This is a genomic window from Brasilonema sennae CENA114 (assembly GCF_006968745.1).
GTDB classification, from domain to species: Bacteria; Cyanobacteriota; Cyanobacteriia; order Cyanobacteriales; family Nostocaceae; genus Brasilonema; species Brasilonema sennae.
The window spans coordinates 1,169,628-1,194,289 of sequence record NZ_CP030118.1 but is presented as its reverse complement, the minus strand read 5'-3'; the positions used below and the strand labels follow the sequence as shown (position 1 = coordinate 1,194,289).

General features: G+C 43.4%; 24 protein-coding genes, 3 tRNA genes and 1 rRNA gene. 8 read left to right on the top strand and 20 right to left on the bottom strand.

Annotated features, from left to right (window positions below; all coding sequences use genetic code 11):
* Positions 1 to 153: 153 nt before the first annotated feature.
* From DP114_RS05055 to DP114_RS34710, 5 genes are all read right to left on the bottom strand, one after another.
* A complete protein-coding gene (locus DP114_RS05055; RefSeq protein WP_169267243.1) occupies positions 154 to 912 on the bottom strand; it encodes a metallophosphatase in 759 nt (252 codons plus the stop codon).
* 97 nt (positions 913 to 1,009) lie between these two features.
* Complete coding sequence (locus DP114_RS05050) at positions 1,010 to 1,822, bottom strand: metallophosphoesterase family protein (RefSeq protein WP_171975605.1); 813 nt, start codon at positions 1,820 to 1,822, stop codon at positions 1,010 to 1,012.
* On the bottom strand, positions 1,819 to 2,598 hold the full coding sequence (locus DP114_RS05045; RefSeq protein WP_171975604.1) for a CobW C-terminal domain-containing protein: 780 nt from the start codon (positions 2,596 to 2,598) through the stop codon (positions 1,819 to 1,821). The genes DP114_RS05050 and DP114_RS05045 overlap by 4 nt, the downstream gene beginning before the upstream one ends.
* Positions 2,599 to 2,790: 192 nt before the next feature.
* Positions 2,791 to 3,126 (bottom strand): effector-associated domain EAD1-containing protein, encoded by a 336-nt coding sequence (locus DP114_RS34715; protein ID WP_171975603.1) that lies wholly within the window; start codon positions 3,124 to 3,126, stop codon positions 2,791 to 2,793.
* 30 nt (positions 3,127 to 3,156) lie between these two features.
* The gene (locus DP114_RS34710; protein ID WP_246163059.1) at positions 3,157 to 3,537 is read right to left on the bottom strand and encodes a toll/interleukin-1 receptor domain-containing protein; all 381 of its coding nucleotides are present in this window, start codon (positions 3,535 to 3,537) and stop codon (positions 3,157 to 3,159) included.
* A gap of 129 nt (positions 3,538 to 3,666) precedes the next feature.
* Here DP114_RS34710 and DP114_RS05030 point away from each other — a divergent pair, with 129 nt between their 5' ends.
* Entirely contained in the window at positions 3,667 to 3,888 is a 222-nt protein-coding gene (locus DP114_RS05030) for a hypothetical protein (protein WP_169267240.1), read from the top strand.
* Positions 3,885 to 4,169, top strand: coding sequence for a type II toxin-antitoxin system RelE/ParE family toxin (locus tag DP114_RS05025; RefSeq protein WP_169156749.1), 285 nt, complete (start codon positions 3,885 to 3,887; stop codon positions 4,167 to 4,169). Before DP114_RS05030 ends, DP114_RS05025 begins: the two co-directional genes overlap by 4 nt.
* A 305-nt stretch (positions 4,170 to 4,474) precedes the next feature.
* Here DP114_RS05025 and DP114_RS05020 read toward each other — a convergent pair whose 3' ends face one another.
* The 5 genes from DP114_RS05020 to DP114_RS05000 all read right to left on the bottom strand — a co-directional run bounded on the left by DP114_RS05020 (position 4,475) and on the right by DP114_RS05000 (position 9,790).
* Positions 4,475 to 5,653 (bottom strand): GUN4 domain-containing protein, encoded by a 1,179-nt coding sequence (locus tag DP114_RS05020; protein WP_246163058.1) that lies wholly within the window; start codon positions 5,651 to 5,653, stop codon positions 4,475 to 4,477.
* Between the two features lie 88 nt (positions 5,654 to 5,741).
* Positions 5,742 to 5,939, bottom strand: coding sequence for a hypothetical protein (locus DP114_RS05015; protein WP_171975602.1), 198 nt, complete (start codon positions 5,937 to 5,939; stop codon positions 5,742 to 5,744).
* Between the two features lie 2 nt (positions 5,940 to 5,941).
* Positions 5,942 to 7,825, bottom strand: coding sequence for a hypothetical protein (locus tag DP114_RS34275; protein ID WP_216669968.1), 1,884 nt, complete (start codon positions 7,823 to 7,825; stop codon positions 5,942 to 5,944).
* The gene (locus DP114_RS05005; RefSeq protein ID WP_171975601.1) at positions 7,822 to 8,823 is read right to left on the bottom strand and encodes an AAA family ATPase; all 1,002 of its coding nucleotides are present in this window, start codon (positions 8,821 to 8,823) and stop codon (positions 7,822 to 7,824) included. Before DP114_RS05005 ends, DP114_RS34275 begins: the two co-directional genes overlap by 4 nt.
* Position 8,824: 1 nt before the next feature.
* Positions 8,825 to 9,790 (bottom strand): effector-associated domain EAD1-containing protein, encoded by a 966-nt coding sequence (locus DP114_RS05000; protein ID WP_169265041.1) that lies wholly within the window; start codon positions 9,788 to 9,790, stop codon positions 8,825 to 8,827.
* A 129-nt stretch (positions 9,791 to 9,919) separates the two neighbouring features.
* Between DP114_RS05000 and DP114_RS04995 the strand changes: the two genes are divergently transcribed.
* Both DP114_RS04995 and DP114_RS04990 read left to right on the top strand, forming a co-directional pair.
* A complete protein-coding gene (locus DP114_RS04995; protein ID WP_171975600.1) occupies positions 9,920 to 10,126 on the top strand; it encodes a hypothetical protein in 207 nt (68 codons plus the stop codon).
* 75 nt (positions 10,127 to 10,201) lie between these two features.
* Entirely contained in the window at positions 10,202 to 11,026 is an 825-nt protein-coding gene (locus DP114_RS04990) for a DUF4351 domain-containing protein (protein WP_171975599.1), read from the top strand.
* A 218-nt stretch (positions 11,027 to 11,244) separates the two neighbouring features.
* Here DP114_RS04990 and DP114_RS04985 read toward each other — a convergent pair whose 3' ends face one another.
* The 3 genes from DP114_RS04985 to DP114_RS04975 form a co-directional block, all read right to left on the bottom strand.
* Complete coding sequence (locus DP114_RS04985) at positions 11,245 to 11,385, bottom strand: hypothetical protein (RefSeq protein ID WP_169265038.1); 141 nt, start codon at positions 11,383 to 11,385, stop codon at positions 11,245 to 11,247.
* Positions 11,386 to 11,396: 11 nt separating this feature from the next.
* Positions 11,397 to 12,041 (bottom strand): Uma2 family endonuclease, encoded by a 645-nt coding sequence (locus DP114_RS04980; RefSeq protein WP_169265037.1) that lies wholly within the window; start codon positions 12,039 to 12,041, stop codon positions 11,397 to 11,399.
* A 214-nt stretch (positions 12,042 to 12,255) separates the two neighbouring features.
* Positions 12,256 to 13,653, bottom strand: a complete 1,398-nt coding sequence (locus DP114_RS04975; protein ID WP_171975598.1) for a TldD/PmbA family protein — start codon at positions 13,651 to 13,653, stop codon at positions 12,256 to 12,258.
* Positions 13,654 to 13,831: 178 nt separating this feature from the next.
* Between DP114_RS04975 and DP114_RS04970 the strand changes: the two genes are divergently transcribed.
* The gene (locus DP114_RS04970) at positions 13,832 to 14,188 is read left to right on the top strand and encodes a Dethiobiotin synthetase (RefSeq protein WP_171975597.1); all 357 of its coding nucleotides are present in this window, start codon (positions 13,832 to 13,834) and stop codon (positions 14,186 to 14,188) included.
* A gap of 107 nt (positions 14,189 to 14,295) precedes the next feature.
* On the opposite strand, the gene DP114_RS04965 is transcribed toward DP114_RS04970, so the two are convergent.
* The 7 genes from DP114_RS04965 to glyQ all read right to left on the bottom strand — a co-directional run bounded on the left by DP114_RS04965 (position 14,296) and on the right by glyQ (position 22,311).
* Positions 14,296 to 15,324, bottom strand: a complete 1,029-nt coding sequence (locus DP114_RS04965) for a 1-acyl-sn-glycerol-3-phosphate acyltransferase (RefSeq protein ID WP_171975596.1) — start codon at positions 15,322 to 15,324, stop codon at positions 14,296 to 14,298.
* Positions 15,325 to 15,430: 106 nt separating this feature from the next.
* A complete protein-coding gene (locus tag DP114_RS04960; protein WP_171975595.1) occupies positions 15,431 to 16,615 on the bottom strand; it encodes an aspartate aminotransferase in 1,185 nt (394 codons plus the stop codon).
* A gap of 168 nt (positions 16,616 to 16,783) precedes the next feature.
* Positions 16,784 to 17,959 carry an iron-containing alcohol dehydrogenase family protein gene (locus DP114_RS04955; RefSeq protein ID WP_171975594.1) on the bottom strand — a complete coding sequence of 392 codons (1,176 nt, stop codon included), beginning with the start codon at positions 17,957 to 17,959 and terminating at the stop codon, positions 16,784 to 16,786.
* Between the two features lie 66 nt (positions 17,960 to 18,025).
* Positions 18,026 to 18,547: a Ycf51 family protein gene (locus tag DP114_RS04950; protein WP_171975593.1), complete on the bottom strand. Its 522-nt coding sequence runs from the start codon at positions 18,545 to 18,547 to the stop codon at positions 18,026 to 18,028.
* An 84-nt stretch (positions 18,548 to 18,631) separates the two neighbouring features.
* Positions 18,632 to 18,716 (bottom strand) — tRNA-Ser (locus DP114_RS04945).
* Between the two features lie 51 nt (positions 18,717 to 18,767).
* The gene (locus DP114_RS04940; RefSeq protein ID WP_171975592.1) at positions 18,768 to 21,125 is read right to left on the bottom strand and encodes a ComEC/Rec2 family competence protein; all 2,358 of its coding nucleotides are present in this window, start codon (positions 21,123 to 21,125) and stop codon (positions 18,768 to 18,770) included.
* 292 nt (positions 21,126 to 21,417) lie between these two features.
* Complete coding sequence (gene glyQ / locus DP114_RS04935; RefSeq protein ID WP_169265029.1) at positions 21,418 to 22,311, bottom strand: glycine--tRNA ligase subunit alpha; 894 nt, start codon at positions 22,309 to 22,311, stop codon at positions 21,418 to 21,420.
* A gap of 333 nt (positions 22,312 to 22,644) precedes the next feature.
* Between glyQ and DP114_RS04930 the strand changes: the two genes are divergently transcribed.
* From DP114_RS04930 to DP114_RS04920, 3 genes are all read left to right on the top strand, one after another.
* Positions 22,645 to 24,135, top strand: a 16S ribosomal RNA gene (locus DP114_RS04930).
* A 158-nt stretch (positions 24,136 to 24,293) separates the two neighbouring features.
* Positions 24,294 to 24,367: transfer RNA gene (locus DP114_RS04925), tRNA-Ile, on the top strand.
* Between the two features lie 84 nt (positions 24,368 to 24,451).
* Positions 24,452 to 24,524 (top strand) — tRNA-Ala (locus DP114_RS04920).
* Positions 24,525 to 24,662 lie beyond the last annotated feature (138 nt).

The window sequence follows — 24,662 nt, the reverse complement described above, 5'->3', positions numbered from 1 at the left end:
AATTGTTCTGCTAAATAATGATAATCGTTTTCAAACAGCTTTTTTTGCTTTCTGGTAGAACCACCGAAGAGTAAGCATATCTGTAAGGCTGTTCTAAAATCATCTTGGTGTCAAGCGCCCCCATGTCCCCTACACCCTTACACCCCTACACCCTTATACCCCTACACCCTTATACCCCTTCTTATTGACTCCAAAACCCTTTTTTTCCCCGTAGCGGACAGTCCGGAATTCGACTTGGTTTGTGTTTGGGCTATAGAGGGTATAGGTTGCTTCCCCAGGAGTGCGTCCCACATTCCCCACCCCAACCACTTGACGCGACGAAACGTTGATAGTTGTGGGAGAAGTTTGACTATCGAGGGTTGTAACTTGTGTGGTGATAGAACCTGCTTCTAGTTGATATTGAAAAGTCAAACCAGAACGACCACAAAATAGGTTATTCGCTTGCATCCGCGACAACCTATCCAACATTTGAATGGGTGGAGTTAAAAGTGTCAGTTCTTCACTAACAGATACTGTCGTACCATGAATTAACAAACAATCCAACTCAAAAAAACCAAAATCAAGGTTTCGTAACCATTGTACTGTCTGACGGGACACACTATCCCACAGTAATTTAACCGTTTCTCCCCCATACCTCGCCATTAACTCCGTCGGTTCCCCAGTCGCACCAACACCATGCAAAATCAAACACTGTTCTTCCCACCATCCCTTACACACAAGCGGTTCCAATTCACCAACTCGGGGATTACGCACTCTTTCCACCAGTTCTTCAGATTCTTTCGTTGATCCCACCAAATCACCGAGAATATATAATGCCTGCACAAAACGACTCTGACGCTTAATATCTGCCATCACCGCTTCATAAGCCGCCAAATTTCCTTCAATTCCACTTAAAATTGCCCATTTAGTCATTGGTTATTCATTATTAGTTATTGGTCATTTGTCAACGGTTATTCAGTTATCAGTTATCAGTTATCAGTCATCAGCAGCCTGTTCACTGTTCACTGTTTTACCTCGTACACACATGGCTTGGATCATCCGCACGTTCTGCAAACTCCATTCCCTGCGCTAAACGCCAAGCAAAAATAGCAGGTAAACCCTTTTCAATAATCCCCCTTACAGTTTTCTGATAATCGTAGGGTACTTCCCGTAGCGTGACTTCTTGAGTGTCAGTGTCGTAAATAACATAAGTTGCATGAGGTCTTCCATGTCGAGGTTCTCCCACCGAACCCACATTGACAATCTTTTTCAGCGGTGCTGTAAAGTGCCTTTCCTCTTCTTGTCCATTCTCACCTTTAGTACGTACCTGTAAACTTCCTGCATCCAGAGTACGGACATAAGGCACATGAGTATGACCACAAAATAACACATCACTATCTGTCGAAAGTACGCGCTCTAGTGCCACAAAAGCGTCGAGTTCTGGTAACAAATACTCGTGGTTGCTGTGGGGACTACCGTGAACAAACGCTATGTTTCCTTCACGGAAAGTATCGGGTAATTGGGCGAGAAATTGGCGGTTCTCTGGAAGAATTTCCTTGTTTGTCCACTCGTGAGCGATTTTTCCCCGCTTTTCAGCCAAAAGGGAAGGAAAACTGCACTCGCAAGAATTCAATGCTTCGACAATATCCTCATCCCAACAACCAGCGACGGTAGGAATATCTAAAGAACGAATTTGCGCTACCACTTCATTAGGATAAGGACCATATCCTACCAAATCACCAAGACAATAAATTTTTTCGCATGAGTGCTTGTCAATATCCAGCAAGACAGCGTCCAAGGCTTCATAATTGCTATGAATACATGACATGACCGCTATTTTCACGCTTCTATCTCCTCAAGTAGAACTTGTTTTACCTGTTGTTGGTATTGCCAAATTGCAGCGTCTGACAAACAGCAGTCTTCTAAAGTTTGCCCGATCGCTGTTTCGTCTAAGTTTTCTCCTGACACTTCTATCCCACTGAAACGTTGGGGTCTATTTTCCAAGTGGCGGGGTAAGTCTAATTCTAGAAAATCGGTTGATGGAACGCCTGCAGCGAAATCAGCATAAAGCGATCGCCCATCCCCAACATCAAAAATTCCCTTAGCACGGCTCACCTGTCCGTAAGCAGCGTGAGTGATTTCATACCAAAAGTCCTCCAAACTATCTTCATCGATAACCTCACCAGTTGTAGGAACACGCCATAACTGGGTAGTGGTCATACTACTATTTGTCGTTGCTCCTAGTATAATTTTATCTGCCCAAGCATGATACTCAGAGTCTTGGAGATGTGGTGGCAAGATGGCGATTGCACGGTACGATAAATTATCCAATATTGGTGCTACGGCATTCAGTTCTAAATAAAATCCCAGTTCGATATAAACAGCGTCTGCTGAGGGTAAGTGTCTGAGAAACTCAACTTCTTCTCCATCTTTAAAGACTTTAACAGTAGGATATTCGCTTTTCAGGCGGGTTTGATCGATGGGAACATTCCCAACTCCAGGACTGAAATACAATACATGACTCGTAGTGACATCACTACAAGCTATTTGTTGAGTAATCCAAGTGGTTTTTCCTGCGCCTGCTGAACCTGCGACAACAGTAATTTTGGGTATAGTCATATAATAATGATAATCGTTATTAGGCAGGAAAGAGGCGGAAATAATATTAAGTCTGGTTGATTACTCCTAAACCGCCCGTTCGCCGCTAGGCGTTCCCATAAGGTAGAATACCGAATTAAATAAACCGCCAAGACGCCAAGGACGCCAAGAAAAAGAGGTAGTGGCGCATAGTACTGAAAAATTAGGCGATCGCTAACCACCACGCATTTGTTCATCAAATCTCTTCAAAGCTGGGTTACCAGGATTGTCTTTACGAGCAGCAGTTAATAGCTCTTCCAGTCGCCCTTCAGCATCAGCCCATTCTATCAGGTTGGATACAACTTCTGAGTGGTTTGCACCTCCTGCGATCGCCTCCAAGTTCTCATCTAATTTGAAGCGAACCATCTGCTTGAGTTTTGCAGTCGTAGGAAATGCACTCAGGAGTGCTTTGTGGAACTGCTGCAAGCGATCACCATTGAACCACAGTTCAGTTGGCTTTTGTTGTGCTGATGATTGACTTCCAGTAATTCCCCACACCAAATTCTTCAACGCTTGAGCATCATCAGTACTTTTAGAAAATTATACCCGTATATACTCTTTTAAAAAGACTAATTTTTCTGGAAATTGACTCACGCCAGGAAGGAGAACAGGAATCAAAGGAATATGTTTCTCAACACACATTCTTGTTAGCGATCGCACTTCCATTGTCTGCCATTTTCCTAATCCTTTCAAACCTATAAAGATGGCGGCGGATTGAACAAGTGGAATTGCTTTTTGGATTTCGTCTTGAAATGATCTTCCTGGTGGAATTTGTTCTTCATCGAGCCATACTTTAATCTCTCGCGCCTTGAGTTGATTAGCAATGGCTCTCACTTCGGGTTTGTCTGCACTGTTGTGTGCGAGGAAGACATCGAATTTTTCGCTTTCAGGTTGTGACTCGGTGTCTGACATTTCTGGCATAGTAACTAATTATTCAAAACTTTACTTTGTTTTGCTACAATTTGCCTACAAACAATCTATATTACACCCAGTTGAGAACTGCTATAAAATAAAGGAAGATAAAATTATCAAAACCTATAAACATTGCTGATGAGCAAGCCTGCATCCTTACAGACAGTCATTGAATATGTAGAGGCTCTTTCAACCGAAGAGCAAGATTTACTACTGGAACTCATTTATAAACGGCGAGTTGAAAAACGGCGTCAAGAAATCGCCAGCAATGCAGCACAAACACTGGAAGCAATGAGAACAGGTATAGCAAAACGTGGTACTCTTGCTAACCTACGAGCTGATTTGCTGAGTGAGGAATGAGAGTACTAATTTGGGATAATAGCTTCAAGCGTGCTTTTAAGCGAGTTGTTCGTAAAAATCCTCGTTTGGAAGAAACAATTTTCGAGGTTTTGGAATTACTTACGACTGACCCATTCGCACCTGCTTTAAAATCACATAAATTGAAAGGTGATTTAGATGGTTTGTGGGCGTGTTGGGTTGAGTATGATTGCCGCATTATCTATACATTTGAGCCAAATCCTGATGCGGATGAAGAGATGATTGTTTTAATCGATATTGGCTCTCATGATGAGGTGTATTGATGCTTCGTTCTCAGCGAAACTTTTAAGCTGGATTCTACTATCACATCACCACCTATTGCAATAATCGTGAATTTAGGTTTCATTTTGGGATGACTGGGAAGCAACGAACCAAGAAATAGAAGAAGTAGCGTACAAGTTTATTTTCGCGAATTGTTATAACCCACAATTTGCCAGCATGGTACTACAAGTACAAGAAGAAGACTCTATTCGGATGCAGTGCCAGGTAACGCAAACGTAGAAACCGCAATACTTCGTGGGAAATCACTTGTTTGCGAATCTTTACAATTTTGTGTAAGCCTTATATGTTACAGTTTACAAGTCTGGACGCGAGAGAAGAGGCGTATGCAGGTGGCGTAGCGTCCTCGCGCCGAGAGATACTCCCCACCATACTGAATATACTTTCTTTCAAATCCCATAAAAGACTGCACTCCGATTGCAAATGTCAATGGGAGATGTCCCCGGGGGGCATTTGTGGAGAAGGTTAATTCCGAGTATGACAGCCATTCTTGGTTCCATAGCAAAGTTACACTACTGCGCATATTAGACATGGAGTAGCGCAGCCGAAATTTGTTCCAAAACATTCCTTTGCGCCAACCCACGCGATTGCTAAACTTCTCCCAGATTTTTATATTAGCGTCTGGTTTGCCACCGACGCTTTCCCAAATACGCTTTTGCACACTAAAGCCGAAGCGCCCATTGCTGTATTTTACCCAAAGTTGGTCAATTGTGCGTAAGTCAGTGCAGGGAAAATTTTTGATGGATTCGACATCCAGCTGCCCGTCTTCTTTTTTTCTGCCAGCTGCCTTGAGCATGACAGCGAAAGTTTCGTTATCAGCTTCTTCCCACTTTCCTGTTTTCAGTAAATCTCGCAGCCGTGTGTAGTCTACACCTTTTTCTGAAGGAAGATCATTTTGCTCACTTTGTTTCTCTGTCGATAGGGTAGAGATGTCAGGAAGTTCCTCAATTTCCTGTCGCATCGCTATAAACCATTCCCGCTCCGCTCTCCCTAAACTAGGATTAGCTTCTGCTTCATCCAACCACTCTTTTGCCTTTGCCGGATCTAGAAAATTGAGTGCAGTCAGTTGTTGCGCCCGTTCTAATTCAACTCGATCTGCCCAAGGTGAATGATATTCCACATACTGCCAAAGCAGCGTAGCGACATCTTGAATTCGTTGTTTTGCATCTTCCCTTTTCATCAACTCCTGCAACAACTCATTGCGAATTTCTGGCTCGATTTCATACAGTTCTGCGTCAATTTCACGACACAGCCCAGAAGTGAGAAACTCAAACTCGACTGTATAAGGAAGTTGCTCAGGTGGATCGAGAAAGAAGTTAATTCGCAGAAAGTGCAGCAATTCAGGATTTAAGGCAACGGGTATTGCAGCGTGATACGCTAGTTGCAAGGCTGCATCCCCATCCTTACCACATCTACGCTTAAAGTCATTCAAACGCCGCTCTACAAGTTTAGACACGTTGGTAGTCATCTTGAGTTTATTTAATTGCCCATTGTCTTAAAAACACCCCATCGCATGACTCGAAACTTCGCGCTCAAAACCTCACCCTGCCCTATGCCTAACGGCACGCTACGCTATCGGGCATCCCTCTCCTTAGTAAGGAGAGGGAAAGATTTACCCGCAGGGTAAAGCGAGGGTGAGGTGAGAAGTGAGATGTGTGTACACCGTAGCCTTGATAAGGGGAGGGACGACTTTGACGTAAGTCAAAGGCAGGGTGGGGTTCTTCGGGAATTAAGGGTAATTCAGCCGAGTTCATATTTAAAAAGGTTTTTCTAAATTATATTGCTGTCCGCGTAGCACATTCACCGCCTGGTAAATGCCCTCCCGATTCAAAGGAAACATCGGCACATGGCGTGCAATCTGGGCTGCGGTGTTATCCTTCCAATATGACTTAGGCAGGGGATTGAGCCAAACATAGTTTAAAGTGTAAGCGCGGAGTGCTTTGATAAAAGAGATGGTATCTAACAGACGCACAACATTGTAACATTTACGCACAGCACCAGCATCACTTATCATCACCACGAATGCATCGGCTGCATATTTTTGAAGAACTTCCTCCAACGCAATAGGAGACAGCAAATCAGAATCTTCGTAGAGATAACCTGTTTTGAGGGGAGTTATCTGAGGCAAAATGGAATCGAGAACTGGAAAGAGTTCTTTTCCCAGAGGTTCTAGCACTTGCTCATCCGCACCTTCAGCAGGAACGTTGTGAAAGTAATAAATTGCTGTTTCTTCCAATCTCCCTGCTTGTTGAATTGCTCTGCAAACTTCTTCACAAAAGCGATGGAAAGGAGTCATGGAACCCTGACGATCCACAAGCATGAGTAACCGCGCAACGTTGCGGCGTCTCGGTCTTAACACAACAGAAGCTGCAAATACCTGTTGACAACGACGCATAATTGTGGACTCAACATCCAGTTCTGTTGCTGGTCCTACCCGCACGGGACGGCGTAAGCGCCGCCAAGTTTGAGCGACTTCTCGATAAGTTAATGGGAACTGCGGTACAAAGATAAACCGACGTTCCAAAAGTTGCACATCCTTTAAGAAGATCGGAGGTAAGCCGCTACGAGATTCGGTTACAATCTCGTCATGCTTCTGAGGCTTCGGAACGTCTTGACGCTGCTCTTTGTTTGATAAGTCTATGGCATCAAAATCTTTCTCCGCTTGCACAGAAGACAGGGGTACGAAGATAAACCGACGTTCAGAAAGTTGCACATCCTTTAAGAAGATCGGAGGTAAGCCGCTACGAGATTCGGTTACAATCTCGTCATGCTTCTGAGGCTTCGGAACGTCTTGACGCTGCTCTTTGTTTGATAAGTCTATGGCATCAAAATCTTTCTCCGCTTGCACAGAAGACAGGGGTACGAAGATAAACCGACGTTCAGAAAGTTGCACATCCTTTAAGAAGATCGGAGGTAAGCCGCTACGAGATTCGGTTACAATCTCGTCATGCTTCTGAGGCTTCGGAACGTCTTGACGCTGCTCTTTGTTTGATAAGTCTATGGCATCAAAATCTTTCTCCGCTTGCACAGAAGACAGGGGTACGAAGATAAACCGACGTTCAGAAAGTTGCACATCCTTTAAGAAGATCGGAGGTAAGCCGCTACGAGATTCGGTTACAATCTCGTCATGCTTCTGAGGCTTCGGAACGTCTTGACGCTGCTCTTTGTTTGATAAGTCTATGGCATCAAAATCTTTCTCCGCTTGCACAGAAGACAGGGGTACGAAGATAAACCGACGTTCAGAAAGTTGCACATCCTTTAAGAAGATCGGAGGTAAGCCGCTACGAGATTCGGTTACAATCTCGTCATGCTTCTGAGCCTCCGGAACATCTTGATGCTGCTCTTTTTTTGACGAATCTGTCCCATCAGAATTGTTTTGCGCTTGCACAGAAGACAATTGCCAATCTTCGTTTTTTGGTGCAAGTTGGTTAAACAACGCAGTGAGAATTTCCTGTTCTTGGCGCGACTTTGCCCAGAGGGAATTGCATAGATCTCGCAGCGCTTCTTGTGATGACCAACCAAAGCCAGCTTGCAAAGACTGTCGCAGCGTTTCATAGTCATCTGGTGTGAGTGGAAACCCACGACGGCGTAGCTTTTGAAATAACTCCCAGAGAAACGCGGGTAACTTGGGTTGCTTCACTGCTTGGGATACTCCCTGATTGCGCGTTGGCGATCGCTCTCTTGTTTGACCAACGCCTCCATTGCGCGTTGGTGATCGCTCTCTTGTTTGAGCAATGCTCCCAAATATGGCAATTTGTCAAGTTCCTCTACCGGAGTTTTTACCGCTTCCAAATAACCCACCCAGTCCAGCAGTTCACTTAAACCTGGTCGCTTGCTAAGATCAAGTTTGCGAAGTTCTAACAAAACTTTGATAGCTTTTTTGCTCAATTCTTGGTTAGAAATCTGGTGAGTTGCTAAAACCTGTTGCAAATCCTCCTCTGTTTCGGGAAATTCCACGTAGTGAAAAATGCATCGACGCAGAAACGCAGTTGGTAATGCTTTTTCTTCATTGTGCGTGACAAACACAATTGGACGTAATGCTGGGTTGTCGCCAACAGTGTAAGATATCTCTGGAGCTTCAGTAACGCGAAATTCCAACCGATCCAACTCCCATAACAAATCGTTGGGAAAGTCGAGATCAGCTTTGTCGATTTCATCAATTAGCACCACAGAACGACGCCCATATTGAGCGCGTGCGATCGCTCTTCCCAATGAACCTAAATGAATATAATTGCGAATGTCTCGACTACGCGATCCTTCAGTCCCTAACTGAGCATCATAAAGGCGATTGACAGCATCGTAAGTGTAAAGTAAATCCTGAGCACGACTGGTAGACTTGATATAACTGACTTCCAAAGGTAAGCCCAAGGCATAAGCGACAGCATAGGCTAACCGTGTTTTACCACAACCAGGTTCGCCTTGTAATAGTAAGGGGCGACCAAGGGCGATCGCCAAATTAACTGCTTCAACTAACTTGTCATCAGGTAAGTAGGGTTCCTTATATATTGTTATCGTCTTTTTTGCAGGGTTTTCTTCAGATACTGCGATTTCCAGAGTTTCGATTTCACGAGAGTCCTCCAAGGATTCGTAAGCGATGGTAGAGAAGCTGGTAGAGGTATCAATAGAGCGTTTAGACATCTCAAATCTCAAGTTCTTGTAGAAAAGCTTCTGCTGTATGGTTTTGTTGCAAAAGTTTAATAGCGTGGTCTAAATGCTCATAAACTGACCTAATATTTAAGCATTCACTCTCAAGACATTCATCAATCATATATCGCTTCCACTTATTTCTATCTTCTTCTCTCCATCCCAAATTATCTGTCACCTCAAGAATCCATTCATGAGCATCCGCTTTCGTGAACTGTGGAGGTGTTAGCTGAGTGACACCTTGTGGAAAAAATTTGTATTCACTGCTCACCATAATTATGATGAAGCGGTGTTCAAAAGAATTTTGAGGATCTTGAAATTCAGCCGAAATTTTTTTCCAGAATTCATGACTTGAATTGGGGTCAGAGACAGCAACTCGAATTGGACAAATGACATCGCCTTTTTGTAGAAGTTTTTTGTATCGTTTCATTGTCGTTACTGCTGTGTCTACAGAAGTGCGATAATTATCCAATGTCAAAGGCTGTTTGTTGTCAGTGTGACTTTTACCAATTCTTTCCTTCAGACGTTCGCAGAAGTATATCAAAAAAGGATCTTGGTTATAGGGAACAGCGAGTCCAACAAGTCCTTGTTTGTCTTCTAATATGTTCAAACAGCTTCTAATTAATTCGCCCAAGTCAAATGTGCATGGATTCATCAATCTATAAGATTGTTTTGTTGTAGCTTGCTGTTGTCGCAGTTGTTCACAAAATAACATTAACTGAGAATTCCCAGGCTTTTCACTACATCCCGCAGAAATCAGTTCTCTCAACTTGCCTTCAGATTCAGCCCATGTAATAAGCTTGAATATAACATAAGAATAATTCGCGCCATTAGCAACCGCAATTGTGTTAAGACTTTCATTCAGTTTGAATCTAACTAGCTGTTCTAATTCTCCTTGGTCAGGAAAAGCGCTGAGTAAGGCATCTTGTAACTGTTTTAACTTTTCACCATCTAACTGCATTGTGCCTGAGTCAGGTTAGTCTGTATATACATTCATAAACTAAAACACATCCAAATTGCATATTTTCGGTTATGTACAAGTGTGAATTCTTTGTCTAGCCCTTAAGACTCGGGGCTTCAGTTGAAACCAATGAGCATGTTGTGCCCCTACCTTGTGGTGTATGCTTCCATTTTAGAACTCGAAACTTCCACTTCAGAACTTCAAACTTCCACTCTTCAACCTCAGTCTTGGGTTTTGTTGGGTTGGGCTATCTGCTTACGCAAACGCAGTGGCGATGCTCCTGAAGCAGCCGCCAAGGGCGATCGCTTAACCCAACCAACGATTCTTCTGAACTAGGTTATTTCTATTGAAAAATCTTGTTGATAGCAACTAAGTAATAAAATTATATCAGTGTAAATTAGATTTTAATTTGTGAGCTACGACAACGTTTGTAAAATCTTAGCTGAAAAGTATCCAACCGATTTTGCGCGTTGGTTGCTAGCGGTTGAACCACGAAGCATCGAAGTCTTAAAAACAGAATTGAGCATTGAACCAATTCGCGCTGATTCCTTGACATTTCTGCAAACAGAAAACCGCATTTTACACATTGAATTTCAAACCATAACAAGATCTAAAACACCGATTTCTTTTCGGATGTTGGATTATTCTGTCAGATTGATACGTCAGTATAAAGTCCCTGTAACCCAAGTCGTCATTTTTTTACAACAAACAAATGACGAAATTGCCTTCACCGAAGAATATCGCAGTGAGACGACAACTCATCGCTATCGCGTTTTGCGGATGTGGGAACAAGATTCCGTGCAATTTCTCAATAATCCTGCACTCTTACCGTTAGCACCCTTAACGCAAACAAACTCACCCCAAGGATTATTATCGCAGGTTGCCCAGAGCGTTGCTAGAATTTCGGATAGGGAGACGAGGCAGAATATTGCAGCTTACACAGAGATATTAGCGGGTTTGAAATTTGAGAAAAACTTGATTCGTCAATTTTTGAGCGAGGATATTATGCAAGAGTCAGTTATTTATCAGGATATTTTCCAGAAGGGAGAACAGAAGGGAGAACTTAGATTGTGTCTGTCTTTACTTAATGAACGCTTTGGTGAAATTGATTCGTCAATTCTTGAGCGAGTTCAAGTTTTCAACAAAGAACAGTTAGAAGCTTTAGCTAGAGCGCTTTTTAGAATGTCATCAATCGCTGATTTAGTGACTTGGTTAGACGAGCGGGCAAGCAATTAACTTCTAGATAGTTAAATTATAGGAGGCAGAGCCTCCTTTTAGGCACTCCCACGCAGAGCATGGGAGCGAGACAATCGTGTTTAAATATACTCAAACCTTAGCTCCAATTTTAGTCCATTTTAATGGACTTCGCCTATTAGCCTGGGACTTTCAGTCCTAGGCGGATGAGAACGGAGTGAAATCAAATGTAATTATTTTGACATTTGATTCTTCTGAGGTCACGAAACCTCAGCATTTTTCCAGAAGTCTTCATCAAGCGGTGCAATATCAGAGTAATCGATTTCTTCCTCCGACATTTCAACGAGCTTTCTATGACGTTCCTCAGGGGAGATATCAGCTGAGAAGTTTGTTTTGCTCATAGTACGCCCTTTTATGGATGTATGATAGCAATCTGCTGTTTGACCCAAGCACGAAAAGCGCGTGTTGTTGCCATTTCTCCATTCTTTTTAGTTTCTTGAATAAACCGGGGAATTTCCTTTACTGGTACGGATGCAAAAGTCGGGCTAGTTTCAACTTCTGTGTATTGCCCATCATTAAGTATATAAATTCGCAATGCACTGCCGTTGTACCGCCAGAATTCTGGCACACCAATTGCTGTATAAATTTTTGACTTATCAACTTTGGGTTTGGAGTATTCAACTTCCAACACTAAGTCTGGCGGTGGATCAATTGCTAAATCTATGTTTTCTCTGTTCCTGACTCTAGATTCATTCTGAATATAGTAGCTGCTATCTGGTTCACTTGCTCGTTCTAAATTGTCTCGTATTAAAGTTAGTGAACCAGCACGTTTAAACTCCAAGCCAAACTCTTCACACAACGCAACAACAAAACCTTCGATCACACGGTTGGAGTTTTCGTGCGGCATCAGTGGTGTCATAATTTCTAATATTCCATTGTCGTAAGCAAGTCGGTTTTTTCGCTCCGAACCCATTTCCGCCAGCATAATTTTAAATGTTTGCCAGCTGATATTCGATAGTATTGTCCTAGTTTCTGCTGGTATTGCCGTTGTAACCATAATTCACCTTCCTCATTCCCTGGTTCTGTCAAGGGATGCTTAACTGTGGGCTGCTACCTTAATATAATTATGAAAGGCAGCCTCGTATATGGCACTCCCACGCAGAGCATGGGAGCGAGATAACCTACCCTTTAAATGACTTTTACCCCCCTTTTTAACCAGTAGGGGGGATCTAAATGATCTAATGATTAAAACAATACTTCTGAAACATCCTCTAAGCCGCTTCTCCTCCCACCACCACATCACGTATCCTTAAACTAGGACCACCGCAACCTACAGGCAAACCATTTTGTCCACCTTTACCGCAACCGCCCGACTCATCCCAGTAAAAGTCATCGCCGATCGCCTCAATATCTGCCAAAGTTTGAAAAACGTTCCCTGAAAGCGTCACATCTTTAACAGGTTCAGCAATCTTCCCGTTTCTAATCATCCACGCTTCCCCAGCGCTGAAGGTGAACATTTCTCCATTCGTCATTCCACCCAACCAGTTACGGGCATAAACTCCTTCTTTTATACCATTGAATAAGTCCAAAACCGGTGTTTTTCCCGGTTTTATCCAGGTATTTGTCATCCGTACAATAGGAGGATAGTGATAACTAAGACAGCGTGCATTACCTGTCGGCGCTTCGTCCAATTTGCCAGCCGTTTCGCGCGAATGTAAACGTCCTGTCAAAATCCCATCTTCTATAAGTTGAGTTGTGGTTGCAGGTGTGCCTTCATCGTCGTAAAAATAGCTACCTCGATGTCCTTGGGGCGCTGCACCATCAAAAATCTGTAGTTCTTGTGGTCCAAATCGCCGCCCAATCGTCATCACTTCCAACAAATCTGGGTTTTCGTACGCCATATCTGCTTCGGAAAGATGCCCAAAGGCTTCGTGAACAAATAACCCGGAAAGAATCGGATCTATCACCACAGTATAAGTATTACCTTTCACCGATGGCAGATATAAAGCTGCAACTGCTCTTTGTGCAGCTTCTTTGACTTGTTCATCCAAAGTCGTCAAATCTTCAAAAGCTTTGCGCGAACCTGTGGTTTCTCTTCCAGTTTGCACAGTTTCGCCGTTTCTGGCTGTGGCGGCGAAGCGCATTTCCATATCTACCCAAGATTGCTCAATCAAAGTTCCTTCACTGGTGGCGAGGATAACTCTTTGGGCACTGTCTCCATAACGAACAGAAGTGGTGGTAATCCGGCTGTCAACGCTTTTGAGTAATTCGGTGTAGCGATCGCACAATTCTTTTTTCTTTTTCAACGAGATTTGCCGGGGGTCGCTTCCAGTTAGTGGCATGTCGCACACTGCTTGCACAATGTCAATGGGAGCTAAGATAGTTTCTTCTTCACCAACGATTTTGGCGGCGGTGATGGCTTCTTCAATGCGATCGCTAATTGTCGACAGTTGGTTAAAGCTGCTAAACCCCCATCCACCTTTGTGACAGGCGCGAATCTGTCCACCAATGGAAATACCTTCGCTAAGGGTTTCTACCTGGTCGCCACGTAAGAAAATATCCGTTCCTTCAGCTTCTTCAAGACGAATCATCAAATAATCTACACGGGATGAGTAGCGCTTGAGTAAGTCAGAGAGTAAGTTTTGAGCGTCAGCAAGTAAAGTCGGCATTTGTCGGACAACAACAATCAGGAACTGCCTTCATTGTGCAATTATGCCAGTATTACTTGCCACTGAATCAGGGAATTCTTTTTATATGACACGTTTGTAGAGCTATCAAGGTAAAATGTTAATCCACGAGTCAAATGTTGCAATAGGTAGGCAAAGGTGTAATGGATGCCCCTCGAACATGAATTACCAAACCGCTTGCAAATTTTTGATTGACCAAACACTTTATAACGAGGAAAACCCTGATGCCTTGTTGATACGTCTACAGCGGGGACAATCACCAATACCAGGTCAGATTACCTCGATTTTGTTGGCATTGAAAGTGGTGTTTGAAGCTGTAAAAGATACTGCTGTTGTAGACAAAAAATTAGCTTACGCCTTGTATCTATTGAGCATAAAGACTCAACAACTTTTTGCCGCAGGGCGCAAGGCGGGCGTTCAATGGTCGCCTTTACTACTGCAAGATTTGCTGAGAATCGCGACTGCAACTGAGTCTATCTTTTCTGGTGAGTGGCAAAATTTACATTCAGACTTATGATCTGTCATACCCAAAACGTAAAGGAGAAATGTGAACATACTCAGCAACTTGAAAAATAAGTGAGCGCACAGCCCAATGTTTTGGGCTTAACCGAACCATATTGCATGCTACCCCTGACTTAACAACTGGTTAATTTGATTTTGCAACTTTTCTCGTAACTGTTGTGCTTGACGATAAATTTCTGTTCTTTTCGTCTTTTCACCATTTAACTCAGTTGTACACAAAGGTTGAATAAAGTAACGCAGGCGAGTTCTCATCGCCCAGACTCCCATTGATGGAAACAGAATAAATAATGGCATCAGAGGTGATATTGGCAAAAATGGTAAATTAAATAACCTCTGCAATGTTTTTATATTTAAAGTCCAAGGATGTAAATTCTCACTACCAATGCAAATAACAGGTAAGATCGGAATTTGATAACGTTGGCTTAATTGAATGAAACTCAAATCAAACCTTTCTAGTTGATAGCGTTGTACCCAACCTTTTCTAGGTCCGCGTAAACCTTCTGGTGCATACAAAAGAATTTTACGTTCTTGCATTACACTCTTAAAATCATTTAATTCTGCTCTCACACCACCCAAAACTTTTGACCATCCAGGTGGTAACCACCAGGTGATCCAAAGATGATCAAATAAAGAAACTCCAGCTAACGGTTGCACCAACCATTCTTGTGTTTTACTTAACAAGTAACCTAACGTTAAAAAGTCCCATGGGAAACACATTCCTGCATGATTTATTGCCACAATCATTGGACCTGTTTGTGGCAAATTCTCAATTTTCTGTAACTCACCTCGAAAATAATATTTAACAATAGGAGCAATTATTTCGTCTCGAAAAGCTTTTTGATAATTTGGATCAAATTCACCTATTTCCCGACGAGGTGAACGACAGCCAAGTCGCAACCAACGAATCAAAAGTGCCAAGTAAAATCCGCACGGAATCAAAAATAACCCGTATTCTAACCAATTCCAACCATCTGGATCTTTGTGATAATGCTGCCAGTGTCGGTTGAATAAAATCAGCCAGCCAGGAGGATACCAAAGACAAAACCAATCAAACCAGCTAAATTTATAACCCTCAACTGATGTTTTTTTTAGTTGAAGGTTTAACAGGTTATCAGAGTGTTGATTAATCACAATAGCTGAGTAGCTTCCCAAAGAATTGGATTAATCGGTAATTATAGCTTTAGAACTTTTAGTTGCCATCTTACTCTGGACTCATAGAGTTTGGATGATTAGTCTGTCAATCGAAGCGGATATTAGCTTGCTTTAAACGGTGCAAAGCTTCACCCAAGCGATCGCACTCCGCAATTAAGCTAATTCGTACATACCCTTCACCCCCAACCCCGAAAGCATTACCTGGAGTAAACACAACACCAGTTTGCTGTAGGACTTTGAGAGCAAATTCTGTAGAACTCACGCCAACAGGACAAGGAATCCACAAATACATCGTCGCTTTGGTTTTACTCAGATTCCAGCCTAACTCGGTTAAGCCTTGAATGACAAAATCACGGCGAGTACGGTAACGTTCTTGTACCTCATGTAAATAATCATCGCTCAGCTGCAATGCGGTTTCGGCTGCGGTTTGCAATGCTGCAAAAATGCCATAATCCAAATTCGTTTTTAGTGTCCGCAAACCTTGAATGATATGGCGGTTACCAACTACAAAACCGACGCGCCAACCTGCCATATTGTAGGTTTTGGAAAGAGTATGAAATTCAAGGCCAATGTCTTTCGCCCCAGGAATTTCTAACAAACTCGTTGGTTGATAGCCATCAAAAGCTAACTCAGCGTAACACAAGTCATGTACGAGCAGAATCTCATATTTACGCGCGAAAGCAACAATTTCTTCAAAAAATTCACGGGGTGCAGTCGCAGCTGTCGGATTACTGGGATAATTAAAATAGAGAATCTTTGCTTGTTCGGCAACAGCATCAGGAATTGCAGCCAAATCAATCAGCCAGTCATTTTCGGGTTTGAGAATTAAGCTGTGAACTTTGCCTCCAGCAATAATTGGACCACGAAAATGGACAGGATAGGCAGGAGAAGGTACTAAAATCAAGTCACCAGGATTAATATAGGCTATGGCAAGATGAGCCAATCCTTCTTTAGAACCAAGAAGCGGTAATGCTTCACTATCTGGATCTAAATCGACTCCATAACGACGACGATACCAGTTCGTGATAGCTTGGCGAAAATTAGCTGTACCTTCAAAAGGAGGGTAGCCATGATTTGCTGGATTTTGCAAAGCTTTGATCGCCGCTTCTATAACGGGTTGCGGTGTTGCACCATCTGGGTTTCCCATGCCCAAATCAATCAAATCTAGCCCTTGCTCTCGTGCTTTCGCTTTGAGTTCATCTAGACGAGCAAACACGTAGGGTGGTAATTTCTGTATCCGTTCCGCTGGAGCAATCCAATCTGATCTCATCGAAGGAATTATGGTTTACAAATAATAAATTATAAAAGCTGAAAAACAAAGAGTCATAACTCGTCATTTATCTTTTGCATTCTGGATTTTATGCCATTCAGCAGTTATCAGTTATCAGTTCTCAGTTCTCAGTTTCTGTTCAGTGTTTACTGTTCACTGATTTGATCATTACTCATCCTTATTCATAGTTGACGTTAAACCCGTATGGGTTCGTCCTTCCACTGGTGCAGTGGTGGAAACCATAGCCGCCATCAACTGTTCTAGTGCAACTTTAAATGGAAGTCGGTGAATGTCAGAATGAGTTTCTAAGGCAATTTCAGCGGCTTTTTGTAATTCATTTAAGGTAATATTGCCTAATCCTAAATCACTCAATTTTTGGGGTAATCCGATCTCTGCATAAAACTTTAATAATTGTTGTCGTGCAGCTGCTGCGAGCTGATTGCCCTGTATTATTTCTTCTAAACGCAGTTGCACCAAAATACCATAGGCGACTTTTTCACCATGAATGCTGCCACTTTCACAAATGTGAGTTAACCCATTGTGTACAGCATGAGCTGCAACGGTACGACACTGTGCGCCTCCTAATCCTCCGATGACTCCTGCAAGGAGAACTGTTGCATCTACAACTTGTTGCCAAGCTTCGCTACCAGGTTCTTTAAGAGCTATACTAGATTTTTGGAAAAGGATATCCCGTAAAACTCGCGCCTGTTGTACTGCAGCGATAATTAGGGTTTGTTCCGAGTGTCCGCTACTGACTGAAGCTTCGTACCACTTAGCGATCGCATCCCCAATTCCCGCTACAAGTGTTCGTTGTGGTGCTGTTTTCACTAACTCGTAATCGAGTATCAGTAAATCAGGACACTTTGCCAATCCGACATCATAGAGAAATGCCCCTTCATCAGAATAGACATTCGAGAGGGCTGTCCAAGCCGCACACGTAGAGGCTGAAGTGGGAATTGTGACTACTGGTAACTCCAACTTGTAAGCAACTAACTTAGCTGTATCCAGTGCTTTACCGCCACCAACTCCAATTATCACATCCGCTTTGTGCTCTTTTGCCGCTTTGTGTAAAGTTTTCAAGCTGGCTTCACTACAATCGGGACTATAACAGGCTTGGGCAACATGCAACCGTTGCTGTTTGAGAAGTTCTTGTAGACTTTCCTGGGTGACAGCAAGAGTACGTTCACCTCCTATAATTAGAGGACGACTTCCCAACTGAGAAATTGCATCACTTGCCTGTGTCAATATATCCGAGCCACGGATAACCCTTGCTGGAGCTACAGAAACAGTGAGTAACGGACTAGAGGTTTGAGTAGACAAAGTTTTAGTCGATTGATGATACATACAACTAATTAATAAGTTAACACTACCACTTTTCTATGTGTTGGAGAACCTCTTCACCCTCACTTTTCAAGATGTCGTTTGTGGTAATTGAGCAAATTTCTCCCGGTAAATCTCGATAGTCATTTGAGAATCTTCACGACTAGCAAGCGATCGCTTCACTTTACCTAGGTAAAGTGGCACAGAAATTTCTGGTTCTGGGTGGATAATGGTGCGTGCTCGAATTGTCAACTGATTGTCTGTTAGTGCACCCAAACGACCATAAGAATACAAATCACTAGCCGCTTGACGCAAGGTTGCTTCTAATTGTGTGGTGGTAATTTGTTTTGGGATGGCTATAACTGTTTGAGCTCCTCCGTTGTCATAAACCAGATTATACCGTACAGCACCTGGAATCACAGTGCGAGACAAAGGAGCCAATGATAAAGCAAATAGACCACCTGTCAGTACTACCATAAAGCCAGTTGAGCCAACAAGCCGAAAGCGAATGCCCCATTTGAAAACAAAACTCGCAATCGCCAAGGCAGCAAATACTAATGTTGCAATACCCGACCACTGGGTGTATTTGAGAAATTCAGCAGGTGTGAGCATAAAGGTTAGCTACTAGGCGTGTTTTCTTTTTTCGTTTTTGCTACACCTATTTTAGTGAGTTGTGTCCACATTATTACTATTAAACGGAGAAGGGGGGATTCGAACCCCCGTTAGGTTGCCCTAAAACGCATTTCGAGTGCGCCGCATTCAACCACTCTGCCACCTCTCCAGAGGCATAACAAGCCTATTATAAGGAGTTTATCATGGATGTGCGAATTTTTTACAAAATAGATGTTTTGTTTTCACCTGCTGGGATAAAAGTCTCAAACTGTCCGTTGGGTGTCCACTGGATAGCGCCATCTTTACTTGTAAAGAATAATTTTGTCTGAGTTTTGCTCAATTCAGATAGTGTTTTTTGGTCAACATTGGTGGTGGTTGCGATCGCCACCTGCGGTTGCAGGACAGGAATTAATTCTTTTAAAGATTCACCAGGACACCATAAGACTTGCGGACGCACTACACGTCCACTATTCAGAAGTTCAAGCACTTGAGTTGTTTTGGTCTGACCGACCAACAGCCAATTTTGCCCGAAAATTTGCAACTGTAAGATGGGCAATTGGTTGTTGGTTAATTGCGCGACTACCGAACCAGTAGTGATAGTTTGACCAACTGACAAAGGTTGGTAAATTCCTTTACTGTTTTGCACTTCCTTTTTAATGACTTGATTGGTTGTGTCATTGTCAGACGTGGGAGAATAGTCATAGAAAGTTCCAATTGGCAAACGTTGCAATACCTCCAACCAAGCATTATTGCCATTGTGTTGAAAATCAGAAGCGATCGCCCAATCTACTTTATTCACAGCTTGCTGTTGTAAAAACGGCAGTATAGTGAAGCGTCCCGTACCTTCATCTCCACTATTTATCAGTATGACCTTTCCTTTGTCTTGAATCACTAAAACTGGTTCCTCGCCTGCTGCTAACACTGTTACCCGAAACAGGGTGTTTGCAGAATGCCAAACAGGAACAACAACCAAACCCAATGCAATTATGGCAGAAAACCACCACCGCTGTTGCCACCAACGCACCACCCATGCCAGGATAATCAATATATACATTGCTAGCATTTGACCAAGGGATATGCTACCTACAGCAACTGTACTTCCTGGTAAGCTCCCAAAAAACTCCACCAAGTTAAGCAACCAGTGGGTTGGATGATATAACAAATTAGCCAAGCTGCTTCCAAGCTCTGGTGAAATTAAGCTGACTAGAGCGCTTATCATTCCACCGATACTGATGATAGAAATAAATGGTGTGGAGATAATGTTGGCTGGTAGAGTGTAAATCGCTACTACATTAAAGACGTACAATAAAAGAGGTAATGTCCAAATTGCAGCGGCTAGTGGAACTGCAATTGAAGATGTGATCATAAGTGGCAACCAATCAAAACGTTTTGTGATTGGGGATCCTGTCACAATTAACCCCAGTGTTGCCAGAAAACTGAGTTGAAATCCCAAATCCCAAATCCACAGAGGATTAAAGAGCAATAATAAAACTGCTGCAACCAATAATGAACCTAATTGTTTGACTGTGCGCCTTAATCCTATTCCAATAAGCGCGGCAAAGCCCATAATTACGGCTCGAAGTACCGATGCTTGTAAACCTGTTAAAGTTAAGAAAAGAAGCAGAGCTATGCTCCCGAGTATAATTTGGGTTCCCTTTTTGGCTTTTGATGTCAATCCTAGAATGACACCTAAAATTAACGATGTTTGAAACCCTGAGGCGGCTAAAGCATGAGCAAGTCCCACCTGCACAAAACGGTCTTGGGTTTCGTAAGGTAAATCAACGACTTTGCTACCCAAAACCATTGCACTTACAAGTGGACCTTCTGGAACACCTAACGAACGAACTTGCGATCGCACAATTCGTTCTCGAATTTTCCACCATCCCCAACTTTTTCCTTCATCCAGAATATTGACTTGCCGTCCACTCAAACCAGCAAACGCACCTTCTTGCTGGAGAAATTTTTGAAAATCAAAACCACCGGGATTTAATGGTGGTTTTGGTTTGTACAAAACCCCAGTCACAGCAATTTGTTGACTGGGATGCAACCCAGTCGTTTGAAGTAAAGGCATAGTCACATATAACTTTCCTGTCACTCCTTTACTTGTACCAGCTGGGCCATTCTCATTTTTAACCTCATTAAGCTCAGTTGCTTGTAACCACAACTGTCCACGCTGACTCCGAGTCATGCGGGGTTTAGTAAGCACCTTACCCCGAACAATAAAAAGTTGTTCTTGATTATTGGCATTTTCTAACGGGAGGAATTTACTGATATCGTTGGCTTCTGGTATCGGAACTCGCGATTGAAAATAGAAACTAGCGAATAATCCTACTACGCCAGCAATAAGCCACACTCTAGGGTGAGGAGTGGTTTGCGATAATTGTGGCGCTGTCTTAGTCTTTGCTTGGGAATTATCCTTTTTTGGCAGATGTTTCCGTATGTTTTGGCGTTGTCTTCCAAAAAAGATAGCTCCCACTATGCCCAAAGCGAATACCCAAAAGCCACCCCACGGAATTGCTGTAAACAGTAATCCTAGAATGTAGCCAAGACAGATTATGACACCACTTACCTGATTCATCAGAGTTTTTGGACAAACACCTGGCAGATACAATTTGTAGCTATGTAGACTAGAAGCCAAAAAGTTTTCTACGCAAGAAAACTACTATGTTAAGCCTGCGTAGATAAACTTTCTTTGTATAGCCCCAGACTTCCAGTCTGCAAGTGCATCACAATTTTGGCAATAGGTTTACCAAAAACTCATACCAGCAGTGCATCTAGTCTGAAATGTTGGGTTTTTCTAGATTTTTCACAAAAGAAGCACGGGACAACCTTTATCCGTGAGTTAGGTTTTAAGGTTTTCTTTGAGGTCATTAGTGAGCATGCACTATACTTGCTGACTTATTCAAAAGCGGAAAACCCAGCTTTTCTCGCTGTTCCACATATAATTGTGCGACCTTCCGCGCTAAAACTCGAATTCTTGCAATGTAGCGAACTCGCTCTGTCACAGAAATAACTCCTCTGGCATCTAGTAAATTGAAAGTGTGTGAACATTTCAAAACATAATCCAACGTAGGTAAGACAAGTCCACGTTCGGTTAATTGCTGCGCTTCCTGCTCGTACAGATTAAATAATGTAAGCAGCATTTCCGGATTTGAGGCTTCAAAGTTGTAAACACACTGCTCAATTTCTCCTTGCAGGTGAACATCTCCATATGTGATGTTGTCCGTCCATTGAATATTGGTGATTGCTTCTACTCCTTGAAGATACATCGTCAATCTTTCCAAGCCATAAGTCATTTCAATAGACACTGGACGGCAATCAATGCCTCCGCATTGCTGGAAGTATGTAAATTGAGTGATTTCCATTCCATCTAACCAAACTTCCCAGCCAGTTCCCCAAGCTCCTACCGTTGCATCTTCCCAATTATCTTCTACAAACCGAATATCGTGGTCTTCAGGACGAATTCCCAAAGCTCTTAAGGAATCAAGATAAATTTCTTGAATATTATTTGGCGAAGGCTTAATCAGAACTTGGTACTGGTAATAGTGTTGGAAGCGATTGGGGTTTTCGCCGTAACGTCCATCAGTAGGACGGCGACAAGGTTCAACATAAGCGACAGCCCACGGTTCTGGTCCCAAAGCTCTTAAAAAAGTGTGAGGGTTTTTAGTGCCTGCTCCCTTTTCAATGTCGTAGGGTTGGGCAATTAGGCAACCGCGATCGCTCCAGAACTTATGCAATATAGCTATAACTGACTGAAAATTCACAACGACTTTTCCTTAATAGAGTGAAAGTGCATCTCCCATTTTTGCCTAAACCCGTCACAGTGAGGAGTTTTGAGCACTCTCAAAAAAAATCTCAAAAAAGTTTCAGAAAATAGTTGACAGGCAAGAGTAGGTTCGCTATATTGAATAAGTGCCTGAAGCGCGGACACAAAAACAAGTCACCGCCGAGGGCGACGAACCTTGAAAATCCTATAGTTTGAAAGCTAGTATACACTAAAAGCCTTGCGATAGTAAAGAATAAACCGAGGCTGACGGTAAAATCAGCTAAAAGAGCAAGTAGATGAGTGATTAGTTCACTTATCTACAGACAGAATCAAAACGGAGAGTTTGATCCTGGCTCAGGATGAACGCTGGCGGTATGCTTAACACATGCAAGTCGAACGGAGTTCTTCGGAACTTAGTGGCGGACGGGTGAGTAACGCGTGAGAATCTGGCTTCAGGTTCGGGACAACAGTCGGAAACGATTGCTAATACCGGATGTGCCTAACGGTGAAAGATTTATCACCTGAAGATGAGCTCGCGTCTGATTAGCTAGTTGGTGTGGTAAGAGCGCACCAAGGCACCGATCAGTAGCTGGTCTGAGAGGATGACCAGCCACACTGGGACTGAGACACGGCCCAGACTCCTACGGGAGGCAGCAGTGGGGAATTTTCCGCAATGGGCGAAAGCCTGACGGAGCAATACCGCGTGAGGGAGGAAGGCTCTTGGGTTGTAAACCTCTTTTCTCAGGGAATAAGTACTGAAGGTACCTGAGGAATCAGCATCGGCTAACTCCGTGCCAGCAGCCGCGGTAATACGGAGGATGCAAGCGTTATCCGGAATGATTGGGCGTAAAGCGTCCGCAGGTGGTTATTCAAGTCTGCTGTCAAAGAATCTGGCTCAACCAGATAAAGGCAGTGGAAACTGAGTGACTAGAGTATGGTAGGGGTAGAGGGAATTCCTGGTGTAGCGGTGAAATGCGTAGAGATCAGGAAGAACACCGGTGGCGAAAGCGCTCTGCTGGACCATAACTGACACTGAGGGACGAAAGCTAGGGGAGCGAATGGGATTAGATACCCCAGTAGTCCTAGCCGTAAACGATGGATACTAGGCGTTGCCCGTATCGACCCGGGCAGTGTCGTAGCCAACGCGTTAAGTATCCCGCCTGGGGAGTACGCACGCAAGTGTGAAACTCAAAGGAATTGACGGGGGCCCGCACAAGCGGTGGAGTATGTGGTTTAATTCGATGCAACGCGAAGAACCTTACCAGGGCTTGACATGTCCGGAATCTTCTGGAAACGGAAGAGTGCCTACGGGAGCCGGAACACAGGTGGTGCATGGCTGTCGTCAGCTCGTGTCGTGAGATGTTGGGTTAAGTCCCGCAACGAGCGCAACCCTCGTTCTTAGTTGCCAGCAATTCGGTTGGGCACTCTAGGGAGACTGCCGGTGACAAACCGGAGGAAGGTGGGGATGACGTCAAGTCAGCATGCCCCTTACGTCCTGGGCTACACACGTACTACAATGCTGTGGACAAAGGGCAGCAAGCTAGCAATAGCAAGCAAATCCCATAAACCACGGCTCAGTTCAGATCGCAGGCTGCAACTCGCCTGCGTGAAGGAGGAATCGCTAGTAATTGCAGGTCAGCATACTGCAGTGAATTCGTTCCCGGGCCTTGTACACACCGCCCGTCACACCATGGAAGCTGGTCACGCCCGAAGTCGTTACCCTAACCTTTCGAGGAGGGGGACGCCGAAGGTAGGACTGGTGACTGGGGTGAAGTCGTAACAAGGTAGCCGTACCGGAAGGTGTGGCTGGATCACCTCCTTTTTAGGGAGACCCGACTCAATTCAAAAGTAAAAATTCAAAGTTCAAAAACAAGAAAGAGTTTTTGGAAATTTAGAATTATAAAACTTTGAATTGGTTTTATCCCGAGGTCGGTCGTAAGGTAAGTGTAAGCTTTCAAACTATAAGTTAGGTTCGGATATGGGCTATTAGCTCAGGTGGTTAGAGCGCACCCCTGATAAGGGTGAGGTCCCTGGTTCGAGTCCAGGATGGCCCACCTGAAAACAGTGAACAGTGTGCAGTAAACAGTGGTCACGAAAAAATGATAACTGTGAACTGATAACTGTGAACTGAAATTTAGGGGGGTATAGCTCAGTTGGTAGAGCGCCTGCTTTGCAAGCAGGATGTCAGGAGTTCGAGTCTCCTTACCTCCACCTGCGCCCTAAGTAATTAACTTTTGTGATTCCATCTTTGTTGAGTGTACTCAAATAGCAGCAAAGGCTAGAGTGCAGGCAAGTGAGAAAAGCAAAAGCAAAATTATCATCCGATAATTAATTGGATAAGATTCAGCA